Origin of the sequence: Micromonospora sp. NBC_00617 (assembly GCF_045161355.1) — a bacterium.
In the GTDB taxonomy this organism is placed as follows: Bacteria; Actinomycetota; Actinomycetes; order Mycobacteriales; family Micromonosporaceae; genus Micromonospora.
Map to the genome: position 1 here is coordinate 5,582,762 of NZ_CP107751.1, position 16,087 is coordinate 5,598,848.

Here is a 16,087-nt window from a genome sequence, read left to right on the forward strand (position 1 = left end):
AATCGGCTTCCTGCATCTCGGGGTATCGGCGTGGGCGGGACAGCCCGACTTCCCTGAACCCGAGTCGATCAAGGGCGCGGCGAGTCGCGGACCCAGCCGTGCTTCTCCTTGCCAGGGCGACCGAGGGTGGCCGCCAGGCAACGCGGGCCGATCCAGCCCACCGCGTCCGCCTCGGTGAGCACGTCGGTACCCAGGTAGTCGAAGCGCACGTGCGGAAAGCGGCGCAGCCGGGTCCGGCTGAGCGCCAGCCCGCAGACGGTCTGGTTCTGGCCGGGCAGCCAGGCATGCACCCTGCCGCCCGGCTGACGTACGCCGTCCGGCCCGATCTCCTCCCCGGAAGCCGCCACCGCCGGGCTGCCGCTCGCGCTCATGCCCGTCCCCATTCCCCAGCCGTCCCCCGCCATGCGCGGCGTGCGGTCGGCGTGATCCACTCCACCTCCCCGACGTGGCGGTATCCGTCGCCCCGGACACCGCCACATCGCCGACCTGGTGTTGATCACCTGGGCTCACCAGGCATCGACGGCCGACTGGAAGCCGAGAGTCAACGACGCTGACTGTCAGGTAACCTGAGCGCGCGGGCCGCTAGCTCAATGGCAGAGCTGTGGACTTTTAATCCATAGGTTCAGGGTTCGAGTCCCTGGCGGCCCACCGAAACGGATCCCCAAATCAAGGGGTGCAAGGTCGCAGAAGTGCAGCGCACGGCCGATGTCGTGGCCGCGCTGCCGTACGGCGGCCGGATTTGCGAGGGTGGTGGATTCGCGGGTCAGTTCTGGCCAGGGCTTGCCACGGGTAGTCCTGCTTCCTGGGCGCATTCGAGTAGCCGCCGGTCGTAGGTGACGAAGGCGGTGAGTGCTGTGCCGGACTCGTTGGTCAGCACTTGGGCGGTGGCCAGGTGGATGGCGTCGAGGCTGCGGAGCGTCGGCTCGGCGAACGCGGCTGCGGTCGCACGGATCGTGCTGTCGATCTCCAATCGGAACAGCCGTCCGACGGCAGCCGGCACTCCGATCAACGCCTGCGGAGCTGATCGGCGCAGCGCTCCGGGCACCTCCACCTCAACGAGAGCGGAAGAGACCAGCGGCACGTCGTCATGCTTGTTGAGCCACGAGACAAGGTCGGCGCTGCACATCTCCTGCCGAACCAGCTTGACGACGGCAGCTGAATCGAGATAGATCACCAGCGCTCCTCGTCACGCATCGCAGCGAGCGAGGCAGCCACGTCCACATTTTCGTCACCGAGCTTAGGTGGAAGTGGCACAGAGCCGCCGCCGGTGGGGGCGACGGCTCGCCCTGCCGCTACCAACTTGGCCAGCACCGACCTGTCGTCGCCCACCGGAACAAGCCGGGCGATCGGGTGTCCGCGATCGGTGATTTCGACGGTCTCGCCGCCACTCACCCGAGCCAACACCTGGCTCGTGTTCTGGTTCAGCTCCCGGACACCGATGCGTTCCATGGACACGAGTGTAGAACAAGATGTTCTACGGAGCCAGTTTGTGGCCCCATCCGGGCTGCCCGTTCGCCGGCCAGAACTTGACGGGTACGAGCAGCGCGGCTACCAGGCAGGCGCGCCCGAGCCACCAGCCGGCACCGCGCCGTTGGACCTCGGTCACCTCAGCACGACCTGAGGAGTCGCGCGGACCCCAGAGAACATCGGCCACTGCGGCGGCAGCATCATCGGAAGCAGCCGAGAAGTAGCCACAAATAAGGCCCACGGCGCGAATCATGCCAGCAGCCCGAAGCGCGCGGCAGTCCCTGCCGTGTCCGGTGCGTGCCCGCTAAAGGAGTCACCAGGGCCAATAGGGTCACTCGCTCATTGACCCACTCCCATGCCAAGTGTCCAGCTGCCTGCCAGCGCGGGCCGTACCCGGTGGAATAGCTGACGAGGGCTACGAAGCCGGCCGCGAGGGCCTTGGGACGTAGCGGCGCAAGCACGTAGCGGCGCAACCACGGCCGGCATCCGCCCAGGTCAGCCCGAGCAGCCGAACCGGATGTACCCAACCCCGTGCCGGATCAACGGACCTCGTAACTCCCGGTGCTCCGATAGACGCCGGGTTCGAATTCCTGACTCAGAACCCCGTGCCCGGTCAGGACGACTTCGGTGCGCTCCTCAGACGCCGCAGCCAACTCCTGCGGCTCCTGCGGCGCGGGTGGCGCGGGCGGCACGCGGCGCGGGTAGAGATTGCGCAGGAACCTCTCCACCGGGTGTTCGACCCAGCGGTAGCAGGCCCAGGTTAGCGCGATGCCCATCACCGCCCAGATCAGGAGGACCTTGAGGTTCGACCAACCCGCGGAGCTGGGCGTCACCGGGCCCATCAGCCAGTGGATGACCGACAGGTGGACCAGGTAGAAGGCGTAGGACCAGGCGCCCAGGGCGACAAGTGGTTTGCTCCGGAAGATCGAGGGCCGCCCGGAGATGTCGCGGATCGCTGCCGCGAGCACCACCAGTACGCAGGCGGGCACCAGACCCTGCTGCGACCAGTGCGCACCCCACCAGCCCTGCCGGGCACCCGCCCACAGCAGCAGCACCGATGCGGGCACCGTTGACAGGGCGAGCCACAGATTGAGTTTCGGCCGCCATCCGCGGAGCAGCGCGGCGGCGGCGATCATTCCCAGCAGGAATTCGATGAATCGGATCGGTGGGAAGCGGAGGTACCAGGAGAGCTGGATCCAGTACTGCTTCGGGTCGATCAGATCCTGCACGAAGAACCAGTAGGCCCACTCAATCAACAGGCCGGCCGCCGCGATGATCGCGAGCGCCGGCAGCCGCAGCCGCAGCAGTGGCCGGATGACGAACGGGAAGAGCAGGTAGAAGAAGGCCTCGCAGGAGACCGACCAGGCCACCGGGTTGGCGACGAGGAAGTCCGCCGGGCGAAACCACGACTCGGTCAGCGACAGGCTCAGCAGAGTGCGCTTCCAGCTGTCGTGTCAGACCTGGTCGAAGCTGACCCAGGCGATGATGGTGCTGACCACGAGCGCGGGCCACACTCGGGTGAACCGGCGCCAGTAGACGTCCCGGTGCCCACTGCCGGAGAGAACGACCAGGTCAGCACGAAGCCCGAGAGAACTAGAAGAACGTGACCCCGGCGTCGCCGAACCGGAAGAAGTCGCCAACCTTGATGCCGTAGACGGCGGGCAGCTTGATGATCTGGTTCGCGTGGAACAGGAACACGGCGAACGCGGCGAACCAGCGCAACCCGGTCAGTGATTCGACCCGAGGCATGCGTTCTTTGGGAGGGTTCATCGTGATCTGGCACCTTTTGAGGGGGCATCGGCCTGACCGAGGGTCGGCTGGCGCTCCAGGCATAATGCCAGGCTTCCATCTGCCCTGACAGAGGGGCCGGGCCGCGACCAGCCTTGAAGTCGACTCCGCCGTCACTCCCGTCGGGCGGCTCCACCGAAGGCGTACGTCACCAGGCCCGTGACTGCCAGGACGGCCGCGACCGCCGCCGCCGGCCGGCTGGTGTGGGGTTGCCCCTGCCAGGTGGCGAGCGCGCCCCACGTGCTCGGCTGGGGAAACATGGCGGCGACGACCGCCCAGCCCATGGGGAGGAACCAGGCGCGGGCCGCGCCCACGACCGCCGCGCAGAGGGCGGTCAGGCCCAGCAGGCCGGCGGAATCGCGGACCACGAGCGCGGCGGGGCCGAAACGGGCGCCGGTGAGCTGGGTGGCGAGCAGCACGACGAGTACGAGCGCCAGCGCGGCCAGCAGATGCACAGCTCGGCGCCACGGCCAGTGCAGTGCGGCCGTGCGTTCCAGGTCTTCGTCCGGGGCGGCCAGCGTGGTCGACAGGACCGCCACCATCAGCATGACCGTCAGCACGACGAGCAGGAGGATGGCGTCGCGTTCCTTCGCGAGGGCCAGCCACAGCGCCCAGATCAGGGCTGCGGCGCCGACGGAGGCGGCCAGCGCCAGGGGTACGCGTCGTGCGCGCAGGTGCAGGGTCATCGCGACAGCAGTCCGGTCGGGTCCTGGCAGGCCAGGATCGCGTCGCGTACCGCAGTCACGCGGGACATCGCCTCCGGTGCGGGTAGCTTCTGCAGGCCCTGCCACAGGGTGACCGCCTCGGCGTTGAGCTGCGGTTCTTCCTCGATCATCTCGGGGATCACGCCGACGTCGGAGACCGGCTCGCGGCCGAGCAGGTGGTAGGCGGCTGCCCGTTCGACCGCGCCGTTGCGCTCGCATTCCAGGTTGCCGTACCCGGTGCCCAGGCCGAAGACCATCTCGGGGACCACGGCGTCGGCGTGGGCCAGGCCGCCGTGGTCGTCGATCCGGACGTCGATCGTGACGATGTCCGCGTCGCGGACGGGCGCGTCCTCGATGAGGTAGGCCCGCCTGTCCTCGTGCGCCTGCGTGGGGGCGTCCGGCATTTGCGCGAGGACGGCCAGGCCCTGGCGGGCGAGTGGGGTCAGCGCGTCCAGCACGTTCGCGTTGACGCGGGTGACGCAGACCTTCGGCGCGTCGTCGGTGCAGACGAGTTCGCGGGCGACGGGGTCGACCGGTGCGACGAGCGCGGCCTCGTCGCGGGGGACGATCGCCGCTGCGACGCCGAAGCCGAGCAGCACCGGCAGCGCGGCGGCCACCGAGGCTCGTCGGCCACCGGCGACCAGCAGGAGTACGCCGGTCAGCGCGAGCCCGCCCATGAAGAGGGCGAGCACGGCGGTCACCCGTGGGTCGATGGTCTGGAACGGGTAGAACGGGCTGCTGCCGTAGGCGGGCGACAGAATGGCGCCCACCCAGTCCGGTCGCATGATCGCGGTGAAGAAGACCAGCAGCACACCGGCCACGGCGAGCACGGGAGCGGTCACCAGAGTGGGCAGCAGCCGCCCGATGCCCAGGCCGAGCCAGGCCGCCGCGACGAGGCAGAGCGCGCCGACCAGCGTGATGGCGACGACGTCCGGCGGGAAGTAGGCGGCGGTCGAGGCGATCCGCATGCCGCCCGCGCCGACCACGAACAGGAAGGCGAGCCCGACCGACGCCCCCATCGCGACGAGGACCGGCAGCATCCGGCGAGCACGGGACCGGGGTGTGGTGGCGAACAGTTCGCCGACCTTGGCCCGGTGCTCGCGGCGGCCCTGCCACGCTCCGGCGGCCAGGGCGATCGGCCACAGCAGGATCATGTATTCCTTCACGGTCAGCGCGAGGGACATCCAGCCCTCCGACCAGCGTCCCGGGGCGGTGTAAAGGGCGGCGACGCCGACCGTCAACGTGATCAGGGCGGCGCCGGCCGCGGCGGAGCGCCGCAGTTCGATCCCGAGGACGCTCATCGGGCGGCCTCCGCGAGGTGGCGGCGGAGCAGAGCCGAATAGCCGCGTTCGGCGGGGCTGTCGCCCGGGTGGTGTTCGTCGCCCTGCGCGGCCAACGCGGCTGGTGTGCCCTGCCACACCAGCCGACCCTCGTTGATCAGCACGACCTCGGTGCAGGCGGCGACCACGTCCTCGACGAGGTGGGTGGAGACCAGTACGCAGGCGTCCGTACCCAAATCGCGCAGCAACTCGCGCAGGTCGAGGCGCTGCTCGGGGTCGAGGCCGACGGTCGGCTCGTCCAGCAGCAGCACCCGCGGATCGTTGACGATGGCCTGGGCGACGCCGGCCCGGCGCAGCATCCCGCCGGAGAGTGTCCGGAGGCGGGCGTCGGCCTTGGCACTGAGCCCGACGCGGTCGATCGCGCGCTGGGTTGCAGCCGGGATGTCGGGCTTCGGCATCTCCTTCAACCAGGCCAGGTACGACACGAACTCGCGCACGGTGAACCGCGGGTAGTGGCCGAAGTGCTGCGGCAGGTAGCCCAGCGCACGCCGGGCCTGGCGCAGGTCGGCGCGGCCGTCGACCGGACTGCCGAGCAGGGTGAGTCGACCTCCGGCCGGCTTGAGCACCGTGGCGAGGGCACGCATCAACGTCGTCTTGCCCGCGCCGTTGCGCCCCAGCAGACCGTGCACGCCGGTGGCCAGGCTCAGGTCGAGCCCGTCGACGGCCAGGTGACGCCCGGCCCGCACCTTCAGCGCTTCGGCGTGAATTGCCCAGGGGTGGATGGTGGCGGCCGTTTCGGCCGTACTCACCGCTCGCATGGTGGTTCCCTTCAGAACGAGGTGAGGCGCCGGAAGCTGTTGGCGCGCAGGAGGGTCAGGGCAGCCAGTACGACCGTGACGACGGCCCACCCGCCGGTGGCCGCCGGTTGCAGGAGCACCGGCAGTTCGGCGGTGGCGAGGCTGGGCGCGACCACGGCGGCGGCCCAGGCCGCCATCAGGCCGATCGCGGCGCGTTGGACGCCGACGAGGGAGCCGAGCAGCAGCGTGGCGGCGGTGAAGGCCAGGCACGGCAGCAGCATCAGCGCGGGGTTCGCCCGGCTGGCGCCGAGGGCGGCGAACGCGGCGAGCACCGGGATGACCAGGACGAGCACCACGGCGGTACGGCGCAGCAGCATCGTCAGCCCGGCCGAGGGGGTGCCGACGATCAGCTCCCAGGCCGGGTCGACGCGTCTGCTCCAGGCGGCCGCGACCCCGGGCAGCGGCGCCAGGGGCGCGAGCAGCAACACGATCGACGGCAACTCGGACAGGAAGTACGTGAGCAGGGCCGCGCTGCCGAGCACGCCGGCGGTCATGGCGACCCACGGCAGCAGCGCCGTCACGAACCAGCGCTGGCGCAGCGGCGTACGGAAGAAGCTCCTGGATCGTGGGGCTGGGCCGGCGGCGATCCCACGGTCGACGGCTGCCGCGACCTCGGCGACCAGGGCGCGCGACTCGGCCGTGGTGCTGCCGGCCAGGCGGGCGCGGCAGTCCGCGCAGCCCTCCAGGTGCACCTCGATCGACCAGACGGTCGCCTCGTCGAGGCCGGGGTCGCCGTCGGCGTAGCGGTCGATCTCGTTCAGGGTCGGATGCGTGGTCATGACAGGGCCTCCCGCAGGACGATCCGGGCGCGGCGGATCCGGGACTTGACGGTGTTCTCGGGCACGCCCAGCAGCACTGACGTCTCGCGGACGGTGAAGCCGTCGAGGACGGTGGCGCGCAGCACCGCGCGGACCTCGGGCGGCAGCACGGCGAGGGCCTGTTCGAGTTCCTGCCCGACCCGGCCGGCGAGCACCTCGTCCTCGGCGGCGGGCACGACCGTCTCGACCGGGTGCACCTGCGGCATCCGGGCCTGCCGGGAGCGACGCCGGAACGCGTCGACCAGGCGGTGCGCGGCGATGGTCCACAACCAGCCGACGGCGCTGCCGCTGACCTGGTCGCCGGCGAAGCTGCCGGCCGCCCGCCACACCGTCAGGTAGGTCTCCTGCAGGACGTCGGCGACCACGTCCGGGTCGGCGCACCGACGCCGCAGCCGCACCTCCAGCCAGGGTGCGGTACGCCGGTAGAGCTCGTCGAAGGCCCGCCGGTCACCACGGGCCACACGGCGTACGAGTTCCTGCTCGTCGGTTGCGTCCAGACTTCGTCTCACATGAGGTAAGACGACGACCTCCTCGTGATCGGGTCCCGTATCGGTGTGAACGCCGTCACCAACGTCGGCCCGGTCGGACGCCAATGGCGTTGCACAGCCCCCGGGTCGGCTGATTAGGTTGACGCCATGTCCAGCTCGCACGCGTTCCCGACGGCGTCCCCTGACGTCCTGTTCGGCGCGCTGCGACGCCGGCGGTCCTGCGACCGCCCGCGCTGAGCATTCCTCACCTGCGACCGGCGGATCGAGCCGCCGGTCCCACCGATCGTCCTCGGTCCGCCGCCGCATCCCCTTCCGGTGATCCGCGAGCGGCGGATCCGAGCGAGATCGGCGTACCCATGGATCTGGAAAAGCTGCTGACCGACCGGCTGGCGCCGGCGTTCGCGACGGTGGCCGGCGTACCGGTGAACCCGGTCGTGCGGCGGTCACCGCGCGCGGACTTCCAGTCCGACGCGGCGCTCGCGCTGGCCCGGCGGCTCGGCCGGCCGCCGCGTGCCGTCGCCGCCGAGGTGCTGGAACACGCTGACCTGGCCGACGTCTGCAGTGTCGCCGAGGTGTCCGGGCCGGGATTTCTCAACCTGACGGTCGCCAACCCGGCCCTGGCCAAGCTGGTGTCCGGGCTCGCCCGCGACCCGCGGCTGGGTGTGCCGGTGGCCGCCGAACCGGAGACCGTGGTCATCGACTACTCGGCGCCGAACGTGGCGAAGGAGATGCACGTCGGCCACCTGCGCTCGACGGTCATCGGCGACGCGGCGGCCCGGCTGCTCGAGTGGCTGGGGCACCGGGTACTGCGGGCCAATCACCTGGGCGACTGGGGCACGCCCTTCGGCATGCTGATCGAGCATCTGGCCGATCTGGGCGAGGCCGAGGCCGCACACGAGCTGTCCATGGGGGACCTGGACTCGTTCTACAAGGCGGCTCGGGCCAAGTTCGACGCCGACGAAGCGTTCGCCGAGCGGTCCCGGCTGCGGGTGGTGGCCCTGCAGGGCGGCGACGAGGTGACGCTGCGGCTGTGGCGGCTGCTGGTGGAGCAGTCCGAGCGGTACTTCATGACCGTGTACGACAGGCTCGACGTGACCCTCACCGAGCGGGACTTCCGCGGCGAGAGCAGCTACAACGACCTGCTCGCCCCGGTGGTCGAGGAGTTGGAGCGGCTCGGTCTGCTGCGGGAGAGCGACGGGGCGGCCTGCGTGTTCCCGCCCGGCTCGGTGGGCCGGGACGGCGAGCCGCTGCCGCTGATCGTCCGCAAGTCCGACGGCGGGTACGGCTACGCGGCCACCGATTTGGCGGCGATCCGGCAGCGGACCGGCGCGCTGGGCGCGACCCGGCTGCTCTACGTGGTCGGGCTGCCGCAACGGCGGCACTTCGAGTTGGTGTACGCCGTCGCCGCACAGGCCGGCTGGCTGGCACCGCCGGCCCGGGCCGAGCATGTCGGGTTCGGTTCGATCCTCGGGTCGGACGGGCGGATGCTGCGCAGCCGGGCCGGCGGGTCGGTGAAGCTGGTCGGGCTGCTGGAGGAGGCGATCGCTCGGGCCACCGCGCTGGCCCGAGACCGGAATCCGGAACTGGGCGAGGCGGAGGCGGCCGAGGTGGGCCGGGCGGTCGGCATAGGCGCGGTCAAGTACGCCGACCTGTCCAACGACCGGCATCGGGATTACGTGCTCGACTGGGAGCGGATGCTGTCCCTGGACGGCAACACCGCGCCCTACCTCCAGTACGCGTACTCCCGGGTCCAGTCGATCTTTCGGCGGGCCGGAGTGGCGGCCCGGCCGAACGCGGCCGTCTCGCTGGTCGAGCCGGCGGAGCGGGCACTGGCCTTCGAGCTGGTCGGCTTCGGCCGGGTGGTCGGCGAGGTGGCGGAGAACCTCGAGTTCCATCACCTCGCCAGCTACCTGTACCGGCTGGCCGCGGCGTTCAGCGCGTTCTACGAACGGTGCCCGGTGCTGCGGGCCGAGGAGCCGGTCCGGGACAGCCGGCTGGTGCTCTGCGACCTGACCGCCCGGGTGCTCGGACAGGGCCTGCAGCTGCTCGGCATCCGGACCTCTGAACGCCTGTGAGCACGCCCGCCCCCCGTACTGCCCGGTCACGTTCATGGCGCGCTCGGAGTTGACGTAGTTATCCTCTTCGAGTGCTGGTCCGTGTGGAGATCGTTGACACGAGTCCGGCACTGCGAAGGGACTTTTCGACATGCCCCGTGTGGTACCGGCAGTCATCCGCGCGCTTGACGTCCTCGAACTGTTCCTGGATTGTCCCCAACTGTCGGCCCGTCAGGTGATGGAGCGACTCGACCTGCCCCGCACCACAGTCCACGAGCTGCTCGTCACGCTCGAGGCTCGCTCGTATCTGATCTCCGTACCGGGCCAGCCGGTGCAGTATCGGCTCGGCATGCCGCTGTTCCAGTTGGGCGCGGCGTTCGCGGGCCGGCTTGATCTGGTACGCGAGGCGCAGGGCGTCGTGCGGGACGTGGCTGCCAGGTGTGACGAGGCGGTCCATGTGGCGGTGCTCGACGGCGCCGATGTCATCTACCTCGTCAAATTCGACAGCACGCACCCCGTTCGGATGGTGTCCGGTGTCGGGCTGCGGCTGCCGGCGCACTGCACGGCGGTCGGCAAGGTACTGCTGTCGGCCCTCGATGAGGCGGACCTGGACGCCGTCCTGTCGAAGGATTCGCTGCCGGGGATGACGCCGACCAGCATCACCGATCCGGACCTTCTCCGTGCGCATCTCGAACGCGTCCGCACGGAGGGTGTCGCGGTCGACGTCGGCGAATCGGACAGCGCGATGCGCTGCGTCGCGGCGGCGATCCGGGACCACTCCGGTGCCGTCATCGCGGCGATGAGCCTGTCCGCGCCGATCATCCGCTGGACGCCTCAGGTGCAGGTGGAGTGGACCGGGCTGGTTCGGGAGGGCGCTGCCGCGCTGTCGGCTCGCATGGGCTACCGGGCCCAGTCTCGATAGCCGACCTCCCGCTTTCGGCTCGAAACAACATCGAGACATTGACATAACTTAGTGCGCTGCTCTAGCGTCGCGACCACTCGCTCCGGTATATCGAACTTAGTTCGAAATCTCGAACGGCGGTGGTCCCGTGACCCGACCGAACTGGAACGTCAGCACCACCATCTCGGCCCGGTCGCCGATCGCCTCACAGAAACCCAACTGGAACACAACCATCGCGGTGTCCGCCAGGTGAGCCTTCGGCGTGCAGCCGTGCGCGGGAAATGAAGGAGGCGAATGTCCATGGAGGAAAATTCGGCGTGGTCTCGGCGCGGCTTTCTGGGGGTGGGGGTGGGAGTGCTCGGCGCGACCGGCCTGGCCGCGTGTGGGGGCAGCTCCGAATCGCCCAGCAAGGTGCAACCGGACGTTCCACCGGAGCTGATCGACGCCGCGTCGTCGATGAAGGGCTCCTCGATGGGGATGCTGTCCCAGAAGCTGTACTCGACGGCGGCGAACGAGGCCCTCGACAGCTCGATCAAGAAATTCGCCGACACCACCGGCACGAAGATCGAGAACAGTCTGGTCCAGGCCGACGCCGGTGACGTGGTGGCCAAGATCGACGCCGAGGTCAAGGGCGGAGTGGCGCGCGACCTGGCGTTCATGACCGACTCACGGTTCGTCGCGCAGTTCCAGGCGCTGGGCGACCTGGAGGACGTGACGGACGTCGTCCAGGCGCTGACGGCCACGTACGGCGAACCCTGCGCCGAGGCCAAGAACTTCTGCGTCTTCGACGGCAGGTGGTTCGCGATCCCGTACCACTTCATCGGGATCGGATCGTTCCTGCGCAAGGACTGGATGCAGGACAAGGGCATCTCCCCCAAGGACATCTACAGCTGGGAGGAGCTGCGGGACGTCTGCCTGGAGATCTCCGATCCGGGCAAACGCCGGTTCGGCTGGGGCATGACGGTGAACCGGTCGGGCGACGCCAACGGCATGATCGAGGCGCTGATCAACGCGTACGGCGGGTCGATCGCCTCCAACGACGGCCGGAAGGTCACGTTCGACTCACCGGAGACGGTGCAGGCGGCGACCTTCCTCGGCGACATCTACACCAATCCCAAGTACAAGCCGATGCTCCCGCCGGGGATCGCGAGCTGGACCGACACCAGCAACAACGAGAACTGGCTCGCCGGGATCCTGGGCTACACCCGCAACCAGTTCAGCGTCTACGCGGACTCCCGGACCAAGAAGAACCCGGTGTACGCCAACACCCACGTGTTCTCCGACTGCATCGGGCCGGCGACCAACAATCCCCTGCTGCTCGGCCAGTCGCAGGGCTTCGTCGTCTTCAAGGGCGCCAAGAACCCTCAGCTCGCCAAGCTCCTGGCGCAGTACCTGGTCAGCGCGCCCGCGCTGCTCGGCGTGGCGAAGGAGGCGCCCGGCCTGGTGATGCCCGCCTGGGAGAAGGTCTGGGACGCCGACCCGTTCTTCACCAGCGGCGACCCGGCGTTCCCCATGCTGCGCAAGATCACCGAACTGAAGCTGCCGTTGAACACGAAGAACGGCCTGACCTTCCCGCAGAAGGCCAGCGCGGGCCAGCAGGCCGTCGGCGCGGCCTACGTCCTCACCGACATGATGCAGCAGATCGTGCAGGGCACCGCGCCCGCGCAGGCCGTGAAGGCCGCCCACGCGAAGATGGTGCAGATCTTCAACCAGCAGGGGCTGCCGCAGTGAGGTCGGTCCGTCCCGCGCGGGTCCCGGCGGCGAGGGTGTCCTCGCCGCCGGGATCCGGCTCCCTCACCGCGACCCAGCGTCGGCTGGGTCGTGACTGGCGACTGGCCGCACTGTTCCTCGCGCCGATGGCCGTGCTGGTCGGCGGTCTCGTCCTCGTGCCGATCGCCCGGTCGATCGTCACCAGCACCACCGAACGGCACGGGCAGGACACCGTGTTCGTCGGCCTGGACAACTACCTCCACCTCGTCGGCGACGACCAGTTCCACACGGGCGTGGTGAACTCGTTCGTCTTCACCGCGTACGCCGAGATCTTCAAGGTCGTGCTCGGCCTGGCCGCGGCCCTGCTGCTGCACCACCGGCGCCGCGGGCGAGCGGTGCTGGCGGGGTTGCTCCTGGTGCCGTGGGTGGTGCCGACGGTGGTCACGGCGTTCAGTTGGCGCGCGCTGCTCGACCCGATCTTCGGCAGCGTCAACACGCTGCTCACCACCACCGGGATCGGGCCGCTGCTGGTCAGCGCGCACCTCGTCGACAGCTGGCCGGCGGGCTGGCTGTCCGACCCGGATCTGGCCATGCCGTCGGTGATCCTCGTCAACGTCTGGAAGGGCGTGCCGTTCTTCACCGTGTGTTTCCTGGCGGGGTTGAAGGCCATCCCGGCGGACCTGTACGAGGCGGCGACGATCGACGGGGCCTCGTCGTTGCAGCGGTTCGTCAACGTGACGCTGCCCGGACTGCGTCACGTGATCACCGTGACGGTGACCCTGTCGTCGATCTGGACGTTCAACAACTTCGACCTCGTCTGGCTGCTGACCCAGGGCGGCCCGGGTGACGTGACCGCGCCGTACGTGCTCGTCGCGTACTCGAAGGCGATTCTGCAGTTGCAGTACGGCGCGGGCGCCGCCGTCACGCTCGTCATGCTGCCGGTCATCGGCGGCCTGGTGTTCGTCCTGGTGCGGCTGTTGCGCCAGGACTCGGGGGCGAAACTGCCCCGGTCGCGCCGCGCGGCGCGGTGGGTCGGTACGCGGTGGACCCCGGCGGCGCGCAGAGCCCTGCCGTGGGTCGTCACCGCGGTGGTGACCGGTCTGCTGGCCTGGGCGTCGCCGGAGATCTTCTGGAAGGCGGCGGTGGTCCTCGGGGTGATCCTGCTGATCGCGGCGGCGGTCGGCCGGGTGGTCTCGACCCTCCAGTCGCGGGGCGGTCGCCGGGCATCCTCGACGGTGTCGAGCCTCGGATCCGGTGTCACGCTGGCCGGGCTGCTCTTCTTCGTGCTGGGTCCGCTGTACTGGATCGGCGTCACGGCCTTCAAGTCCGAGGGCCAGGTCGTCATGCGGACGGACGACCTGTGGCCGACACCCTGGACCACGGAGCAGTTCAGCGCGCTCTTCGCCAACCAGCCGTTCGGGCGCTGGTACCTCAACACCCTGCTGGTGTCCGCGGCGTCCACGGCGGTGGCGCTGGTCTGCGCCGCCCTCGCGGGATACGCGCTGGCCCGGCTGCGGTTCCGCGGGGCGCAGGGCTTCACCGTCACGGTCCTGCTCACCTACGTGATGCCGGGCGCGCTGCTGTTCATCCCGCTCTACCAGATGCTCATCGGCGCGCGCCTCACCGACTCGTTGTGGTCGCTGGTGGTCACGTACCCGACGTTCACGCTGCCGTTCGCCACCTGGCTGCTGGTCGGGTACTTCTCCTCCATCCCCGTCGAGCTGGAGGAGGCCGCGCTCGTCGACGGTTGCAGCCGCATCCAGGCGTTCGGCCGGGTGGTGCTGCCCCTGGCCAAGCCCGGGCTGCTGGCGGTCGCGCTCTTCACCCTGACCAATGCCTGGAACGAGTTCCTCTTCGCCTTCGTGTTCATCACAAAGGACGAGTACAAGACGCTGCCGGTGGGGATGCAGTCGATGATCGCCGGGGACGTCGTACCGCAGGGACAACTCGCCGCGGCGTCGCTGCTCGTCAGCATCCCCGTGGTGATCATGTACGCCCTCGGGCAGCGCTTCCTCACCGAGGGGCTCACCGCGGGCGCGGTGAAGGGCTGACCGCACGCGGACGCCGGACCCGCCGCGTGGCGGGTCTGGGTGGCGCTGGATCCGTCGTACCACCCGAGGCCCGGCACTGGAGGCGAAAGCGCGTCAGCGGCGGACACCGACCCCGGCGTAGCCGTGCGAGTCCCCGGCCTCCGGCTCGCTGTCCGGCCGCCACCGGGTGGTCTCGACCAGGCCGGGCTCCACCAGGTCGTACCCGTCGAAGAAGCGCAGCGTCTCGGCGTGGGTGCGAGGCACCAGCGGGGCGCTGCTGGCGCGGTAGACGGCCTGCCCGCGCTCGGCCACCTCCGGCGGAACGCCGTCCAGCGTCAGGTGCGACAGCACCAGGTGGCTGCCGGGCACGGTGGCGTCACGCAGCCGGGCGACCGCAGCCCACGGGTCGTCGTCGTCCGGCACGAAGTGCAGCACCGCGAGCAGCAGCACGGCCACCGGGCGGTCCAGGTCGAGCGTGGCCCGCACCTGCGGGTGGTCCAGCAGGTCGTCCGGCCGCCGCAGGTCGCCCTGCACGACGGCCGTGCCGGGCACGTCCGTCAACAACCGCCGGGCGTACGTGACGGCCACCTCGTCGTAGTCGACGTAGACCACCCGGGCGTCCGGCGCCACGGCCCGTACCACCTCGTGCACGGTCCCCTGGGTGGGCAGACCCGCCCCGATGTCCAGGAACTGGTGGACGCCCTGCCCAGCGGCGTACCGGACGGCTCGGCGCAGGAAGTGCCGATTGGTCTGGGCGGCGAGCCCGGTGCCCGGGAAGATCTCCAACACCCGCTCGGCGGCGGCGCGGTCGGCGGCGAAGTTGTTGCTGCCACCCAGGAAGTAGTCGTACATCCGGGCGACATTGGGTCGGGCGGTGACGTCGGTGGTGTCGGGTGCCGGCTGGTCGGTCACGAGGGGTCCCTTCGCCGCGGTCAGATATCGATGTCTAGCAGCCGGGGCGACGACCCGCTGACCCCTCGTGTCGTTGATCCGGCTGCACCCCTGGTCAGGGCCGACCACGGTGGGGCACCGAAGCACCGAGGGGGGACGCGATGACCGGTCAGCGGGAAACCGTGCGGGTCGACCACGACCTGTTCCGCGCCGTGTACGACTCGCCCGCGTCGCTGCCCGGCCGGCACCGGTGGACCACACCGGAGTCGGACGTCCGGCGTCTGGAGAAGCTGCTGGGGATGCCGGCACGCAGCATCGGCGCCCCGCTGTGGGTCAGCGGCGACGAACCGGACTGCCCGAAGTGCGGCCGGCGGATCACCTGGTACGACATCGTCTCGTCGGCACTCACCGGACTGCACGACAAGAACATGATCGCCACGGTCATCCTCGGCGAACACCGGTACGTCAACACCGAGGTGCCGGAGGCCATCCCCGGGGTGCGCTGCGCCGACTGCCACACCGCCATCGACGGCCTGCGCAGCTTCAAGTGCCACAACTGGGCGTACGCCTTCGAGGCGCTGGAGGCCGTCCGCGAGCGCATGGCGGGCGGACCCGCGCCGACCTGAGCGCCAAACGGCAGACCCGCGCCTACAACGGATGGGCGAGAGGCCACAGGACGTACGACGCACCAGCCATATCACTCTGGGGGTGCGCCGGACGGTCCGGTTGCCCCGGCGGCGGCGGTGCCTCCCAGCTTCTTGACGGCGCCTTGGGTGGCTTGCACGGCTACTACCCCTGCCGCGACTGCCAGCCCGGCTGGTCCGGCTGCCGCGGCTCCTGCGCCTGCCCCTGCTGCCGCGCCGCCCCCGGCCGCCCCTCCTGCTGCCGCCCCGCCCCCGCCCGCCCCGCCTGCTGCCGCGCCGCCCCCGCCCGCCCCGGCTCCCGCGGTGGCGGGTGGCATGCCGCCGCCGCTCGGCGCGGCTCCTGGAGGTGAGTTGCTGCCCGGTCCCTGGCCACCGTCACCGCCGCTTTTGCTGCGGCTGCGGGAGGAACTGAGCTGAACCGCGCCCTGCGCGATCTGGCCGACTGCCGCGACGCC

16 protein-coding genes and 1 tRNA gene are annotated in these 16,087 nt (G+C 70.3%); 6 read left to right on the forward strand and 11 right to left on the reverse strand.

The window, feature by feature from the left end; genetic code table 11:
* Positions 1 to 68: 68 nt before the first annotated feature.
* Positions 69 to 371, reverse strand: coding sequence for a hypothetical protein (locus OG505_RS25690; protein ID WP_405428335.1), 303 nt, complete (start codon positions 369 to 371; stop codon positions 69 to 71).
* Positions 372 to 576: 205 nt separating this feature from the next.
* Between OG505_RS25690 and OG505_RS25695 the strand changes: the two genes are divergently transcribed.
* Positions 577 to 648, forward strand: a tRNA-Lys gene (locus OG505_RS25695).
* A gap of 115 nt (positions 649 to 763) precedes the next feature.
* Here the strand turns inward: OG505_RS25695 and OG505_RS25700 are convergent.
* The 9 genes from OG505_RS25700 to OG505_RS25740 all read right to left on the reverse strand — a co-directional run bounded on the left by OG505_RS25700 (position 764) and on the right by OG505_RS25740 (position 7,423).
* Complete coding sequence (locus OG505_RS25700) at positions 764 to 1,174, reverse strand: type II toxin-antitoxin system VapC family toxin (RefSeq protein ID WP_405428337.1); 411 nt, start codon at positions 1,172 to 1,174, stop codon at positions 764 to 766.
* Positions 1,171 to 1,449 carry a type II toxin-antitoxin system Phd/YefM family antitoxin gene (locus OG505_RS25705; protein ID WP_218105002.1) on the reverse strand — a complete coding sequence of 93 codons (279 nt, stop codon included), beginning with the start codon at positions 1,447 to 1,449 and terminating at the stop codon, positions 1,171 to 1,173. Before OG505_RS25705 ends, OG505_RS25700 begins: the two co-directional genes overlap by 4 nt.
* 557 nt (positions 1,450 to 2,006) lie before the next feature.
* The gene (locus OG505_RS25710) at positions 2,007 to 2,900 is read right to left on the reverse strand and encodes an acyltransferase family protein (protein WP_405434709.1); all 894 of its coding nucleotides are present in this window, start codon (positions 2,898 to 2,900) and stop codon (positions 2,007 to 2,009) included.
* 160 nt (positions 2,901 to 3,060) lie between these two features.
* Positions 3,061 to 3,237, reverse strand: coding sequence for a hypothetical protein (locus OG505_RS25715; protein ID WP_405428339.1), 177 nt, complete (start codon positions 3,235 to 3,237; stop codon positions 3,061 to 3,063).
* Positions 3,238 to 3,368: 131 nt separating this feature from the next.
* Positions 3,369 to 3,941 carry a hypothetical protein gene (locus tag OG505_RS25720; protein ID WP_405428341.1) on the reverse strand — a complete coding sequence of 191 codons (573 nt, stop codon included), beginning with the start codon at positions 3,939 to 3,941 and terminating at the stop codon, positions 3,369 to 3,371.
* Positions 3,938 to 5,260 carry a hypothetical protein gene (locus tag OG505_RS25725; RefSeq protein ID WP_405428343.1) on the reverse strand — a complete coding sequence of 441 codons (1,323 nt, stop codon included), beginning with the start codon at positions 5,258 to 5,260 and terminating at the stop codon, positions 3,938 to 3,940. The genes OG505_RS25720 and OG505_RS25725 overlap by 4 nt, the downstream gene beginning before the upstream one ends.
* Positions 5,257 to 6,057 (reverse strand): ATP-binding cassette domain-containing protein, encoded by an 801-nt coding sequence (locus tag OG505_RS25730; RefSeq protein WP_405428345.1) that lies wholly within the window; start codon positions 6,055 to 6,057, stop codon positions 5,257 to 5,259. Before OG505_RS25730 ends, OG505_RS25725 begins: the two co-directional genes overlap by 4 nt.
* A gap of 11 nt (positions 6,058 to 6,068) precedes the next feature.
* Positions 6,069 to 6,875, reverse strand: a complete 807-nt coding sequence (locus OG505_RS25735; protein ID WP_405428347.1) for a zf-HC2 domain-containing protein — start codon at positions 6,873 to 6,875, stop codon at positions 6,069 to 6,071.
* On the reverse strand, positions 6,872 to 7,423 hold the full coding sequence (locus tag OG505_RS25740) for an RNA polymerase sigma factor (RefSeq protein WP_405428349.1): 552 nt from the start codon (positions 7,421 to 7,423) through the stop codon (positions 6,872 to 6,874). The genes OG505_RS25735 and OG505_RS25740 overlap by 4 nt, the downstream gene beginning before the upstream one ends.
* A 335-nt stretch (positions 7,424 to 7,758) precedes the next feature.
* Between OG505_RS25740 and argS the strand changes: the two genes are divergently transcribed.
* The 4 genes from argS (at position 7,759) to OG505_RS25760 (ending at position 14,118) form a co-directional block, all read left to right on the forward strand.
* Positions 7,759 to 9,477, forward strand: a complete 1,719-nt coding sequence (gene argS / locus OG505_RS25745; RefSeq protein WP_405428350.1) for an arginine--tRNA ligase — start codon at positions 7,759 to 7,761, stop codon at positions 9,475 to 9,477.
* A 130-nt stretch (positions 9,478 to 9,607) separates the two neighbouring features.
* Positions 9,608 to 10,378 carry an IclR family transcriptional regulator gene (locus OG505_RS25750; protein ID WP_405428352.1) on the forward strand — a complete coding sequence of 257 codons (771 nt, stop codon included), beginning with the start codon at positions 9,608 to 9,610 and terminating at the stop codon, positions 10,376 to 10,378.
* Between the two features lie 273 nt (positions 10,379 to 10,651).
* Positions 10,652 to 12,088, forward strand: coding sequence for an extracellular solute-binding protein (locus OG505_RS25755; RefSeq protein WP_405428354.1), 1,437 nt, complete (start codon positions 10,652 to 10,654; stop codon positions 12,086 to 12,088).
* Positions 12,089 to 12,123: 35 nt separating this feature from the next.
* A complete protein-coding gene (locus tag OG505_RS25760) occupies positions 12,124 to 14,118 on the forward strand; it encodes an ABC transporter permease subunit (protein WP_405428356.1) in 1,995 nt (664 codons plus the stop codon).
* 93 nt (positions 14,119 to 14,211) lie between these two features.
* Here the strand turns inward: OG505_RS25760 and OG505_RS25765 are convergent, their stop codons facing one another.
* Complete coding sequence (locus tag OG505_RS25765; protein ID WP_405428358.1) at positions 14,212 to 15,009, reverse strand: SAM-dependent methyltransferase; 798 nt, start codon at positions 15,007 to 15,009, stop codon at positions 14,212 to 14,214.
* A 140-nt stretch (positions 15,010 to 15,149) separates the two neighbouring features.
* On the opposite strand from OG505_RS25765, the gene OG505_RS25770 reads away from it, so the two are divergent.
* Positions 15,150 to 15,614, forward strand: coding sequence for a hypothetical protein (locus OG505_RS25770; RefSeq protein ID WP_354853598.1), 465 nt, complete (start codon positions 15,150 to 15,152; stop codon positions 15,612 to 15,614).
* The last annotated feature ends 473 nt before the right edge of the window (positions 15,615 to 16,087 follow it).

Bases quoted from the DNA above. Each gene is read 5' to 3' on its own strand.
- OG505_RS25690 (WP_405428335.1), bottom strand. From the start codon at position 371: ATGAGCGCGAGCGGCAGCCCGGCGGTGGCGGCTTCCGGGGAGGAGATC.
- OG505_RS25705 (WP_218105002.1), bottom strand. From the start codon at position 1,449: ATGGAACGCATCGGTGTCCGGGAGCTGAACCAGAACACGAGCCAGGTG.
- OG505_RS25715 (WP_405428339.1), bottom strand. From the start codon at position 3,237: ATGAACCCTCCCAAAGAACGCATGCCTCGGGTCGAATCACTGACCGGG.
- OG505_RS25720 (WP_405428341.1), bottom strand. From the start codon at position 3,941: ATGACCCTGCACCTGCGCGCACGACGCGTACCCCTGGCGCTGGCCGCC.
- OG505_RS25725 (WP_405428343.1), bottom strand. From the start codon at position 5,260: ATGAGCGTCCTCGGGATCGAACTGCGGCGCTCCGCCGCGGCCGGCGCC.
- OG505_RS25730 (WP_405428345.1), bottom strand. From the start codon at position 6,057: ATGCGAGCGGTGAGTACGGCCGAAACGGCCGCCACCATCCACCCCTGG.
- OG505_RS25735 (WP_405428347.1), bottom strand. From the start codon at position 6,875: ATGACCACGCATCCGACCCTGAACGAGATCGACCGCTACGCCGACGGC.
- argS (WP_405428350.1), top strand. From the start codon at position 7,759: ATGGATCTGGAAAAGCTGCTGACCGACCGGCTGGCGCCGGCGTTCGCG.
- OG505_RS25750 (WP_405428352.1), top strand. From the start codon at position 9,608: ATGCCCCGTGTGGTACCGGCAGTCATCCGCGCGCTTGACGTCCTCGAA.
- OG505_RS25755 (WP_405428354.1), top strand. From the start codon at position 10,652: ATGTCCATGGAGGAAAATTCGGCGTGGTCTCGGCGCGGCTTTCTGGGG.
- OG505_RS25770 (WP_354853598.1), top strand. From the start codon at position 15,150: ATGACCGGTCAGCGGGAAACCGTGCGGGTCGACCACGACCTGTTCCGC.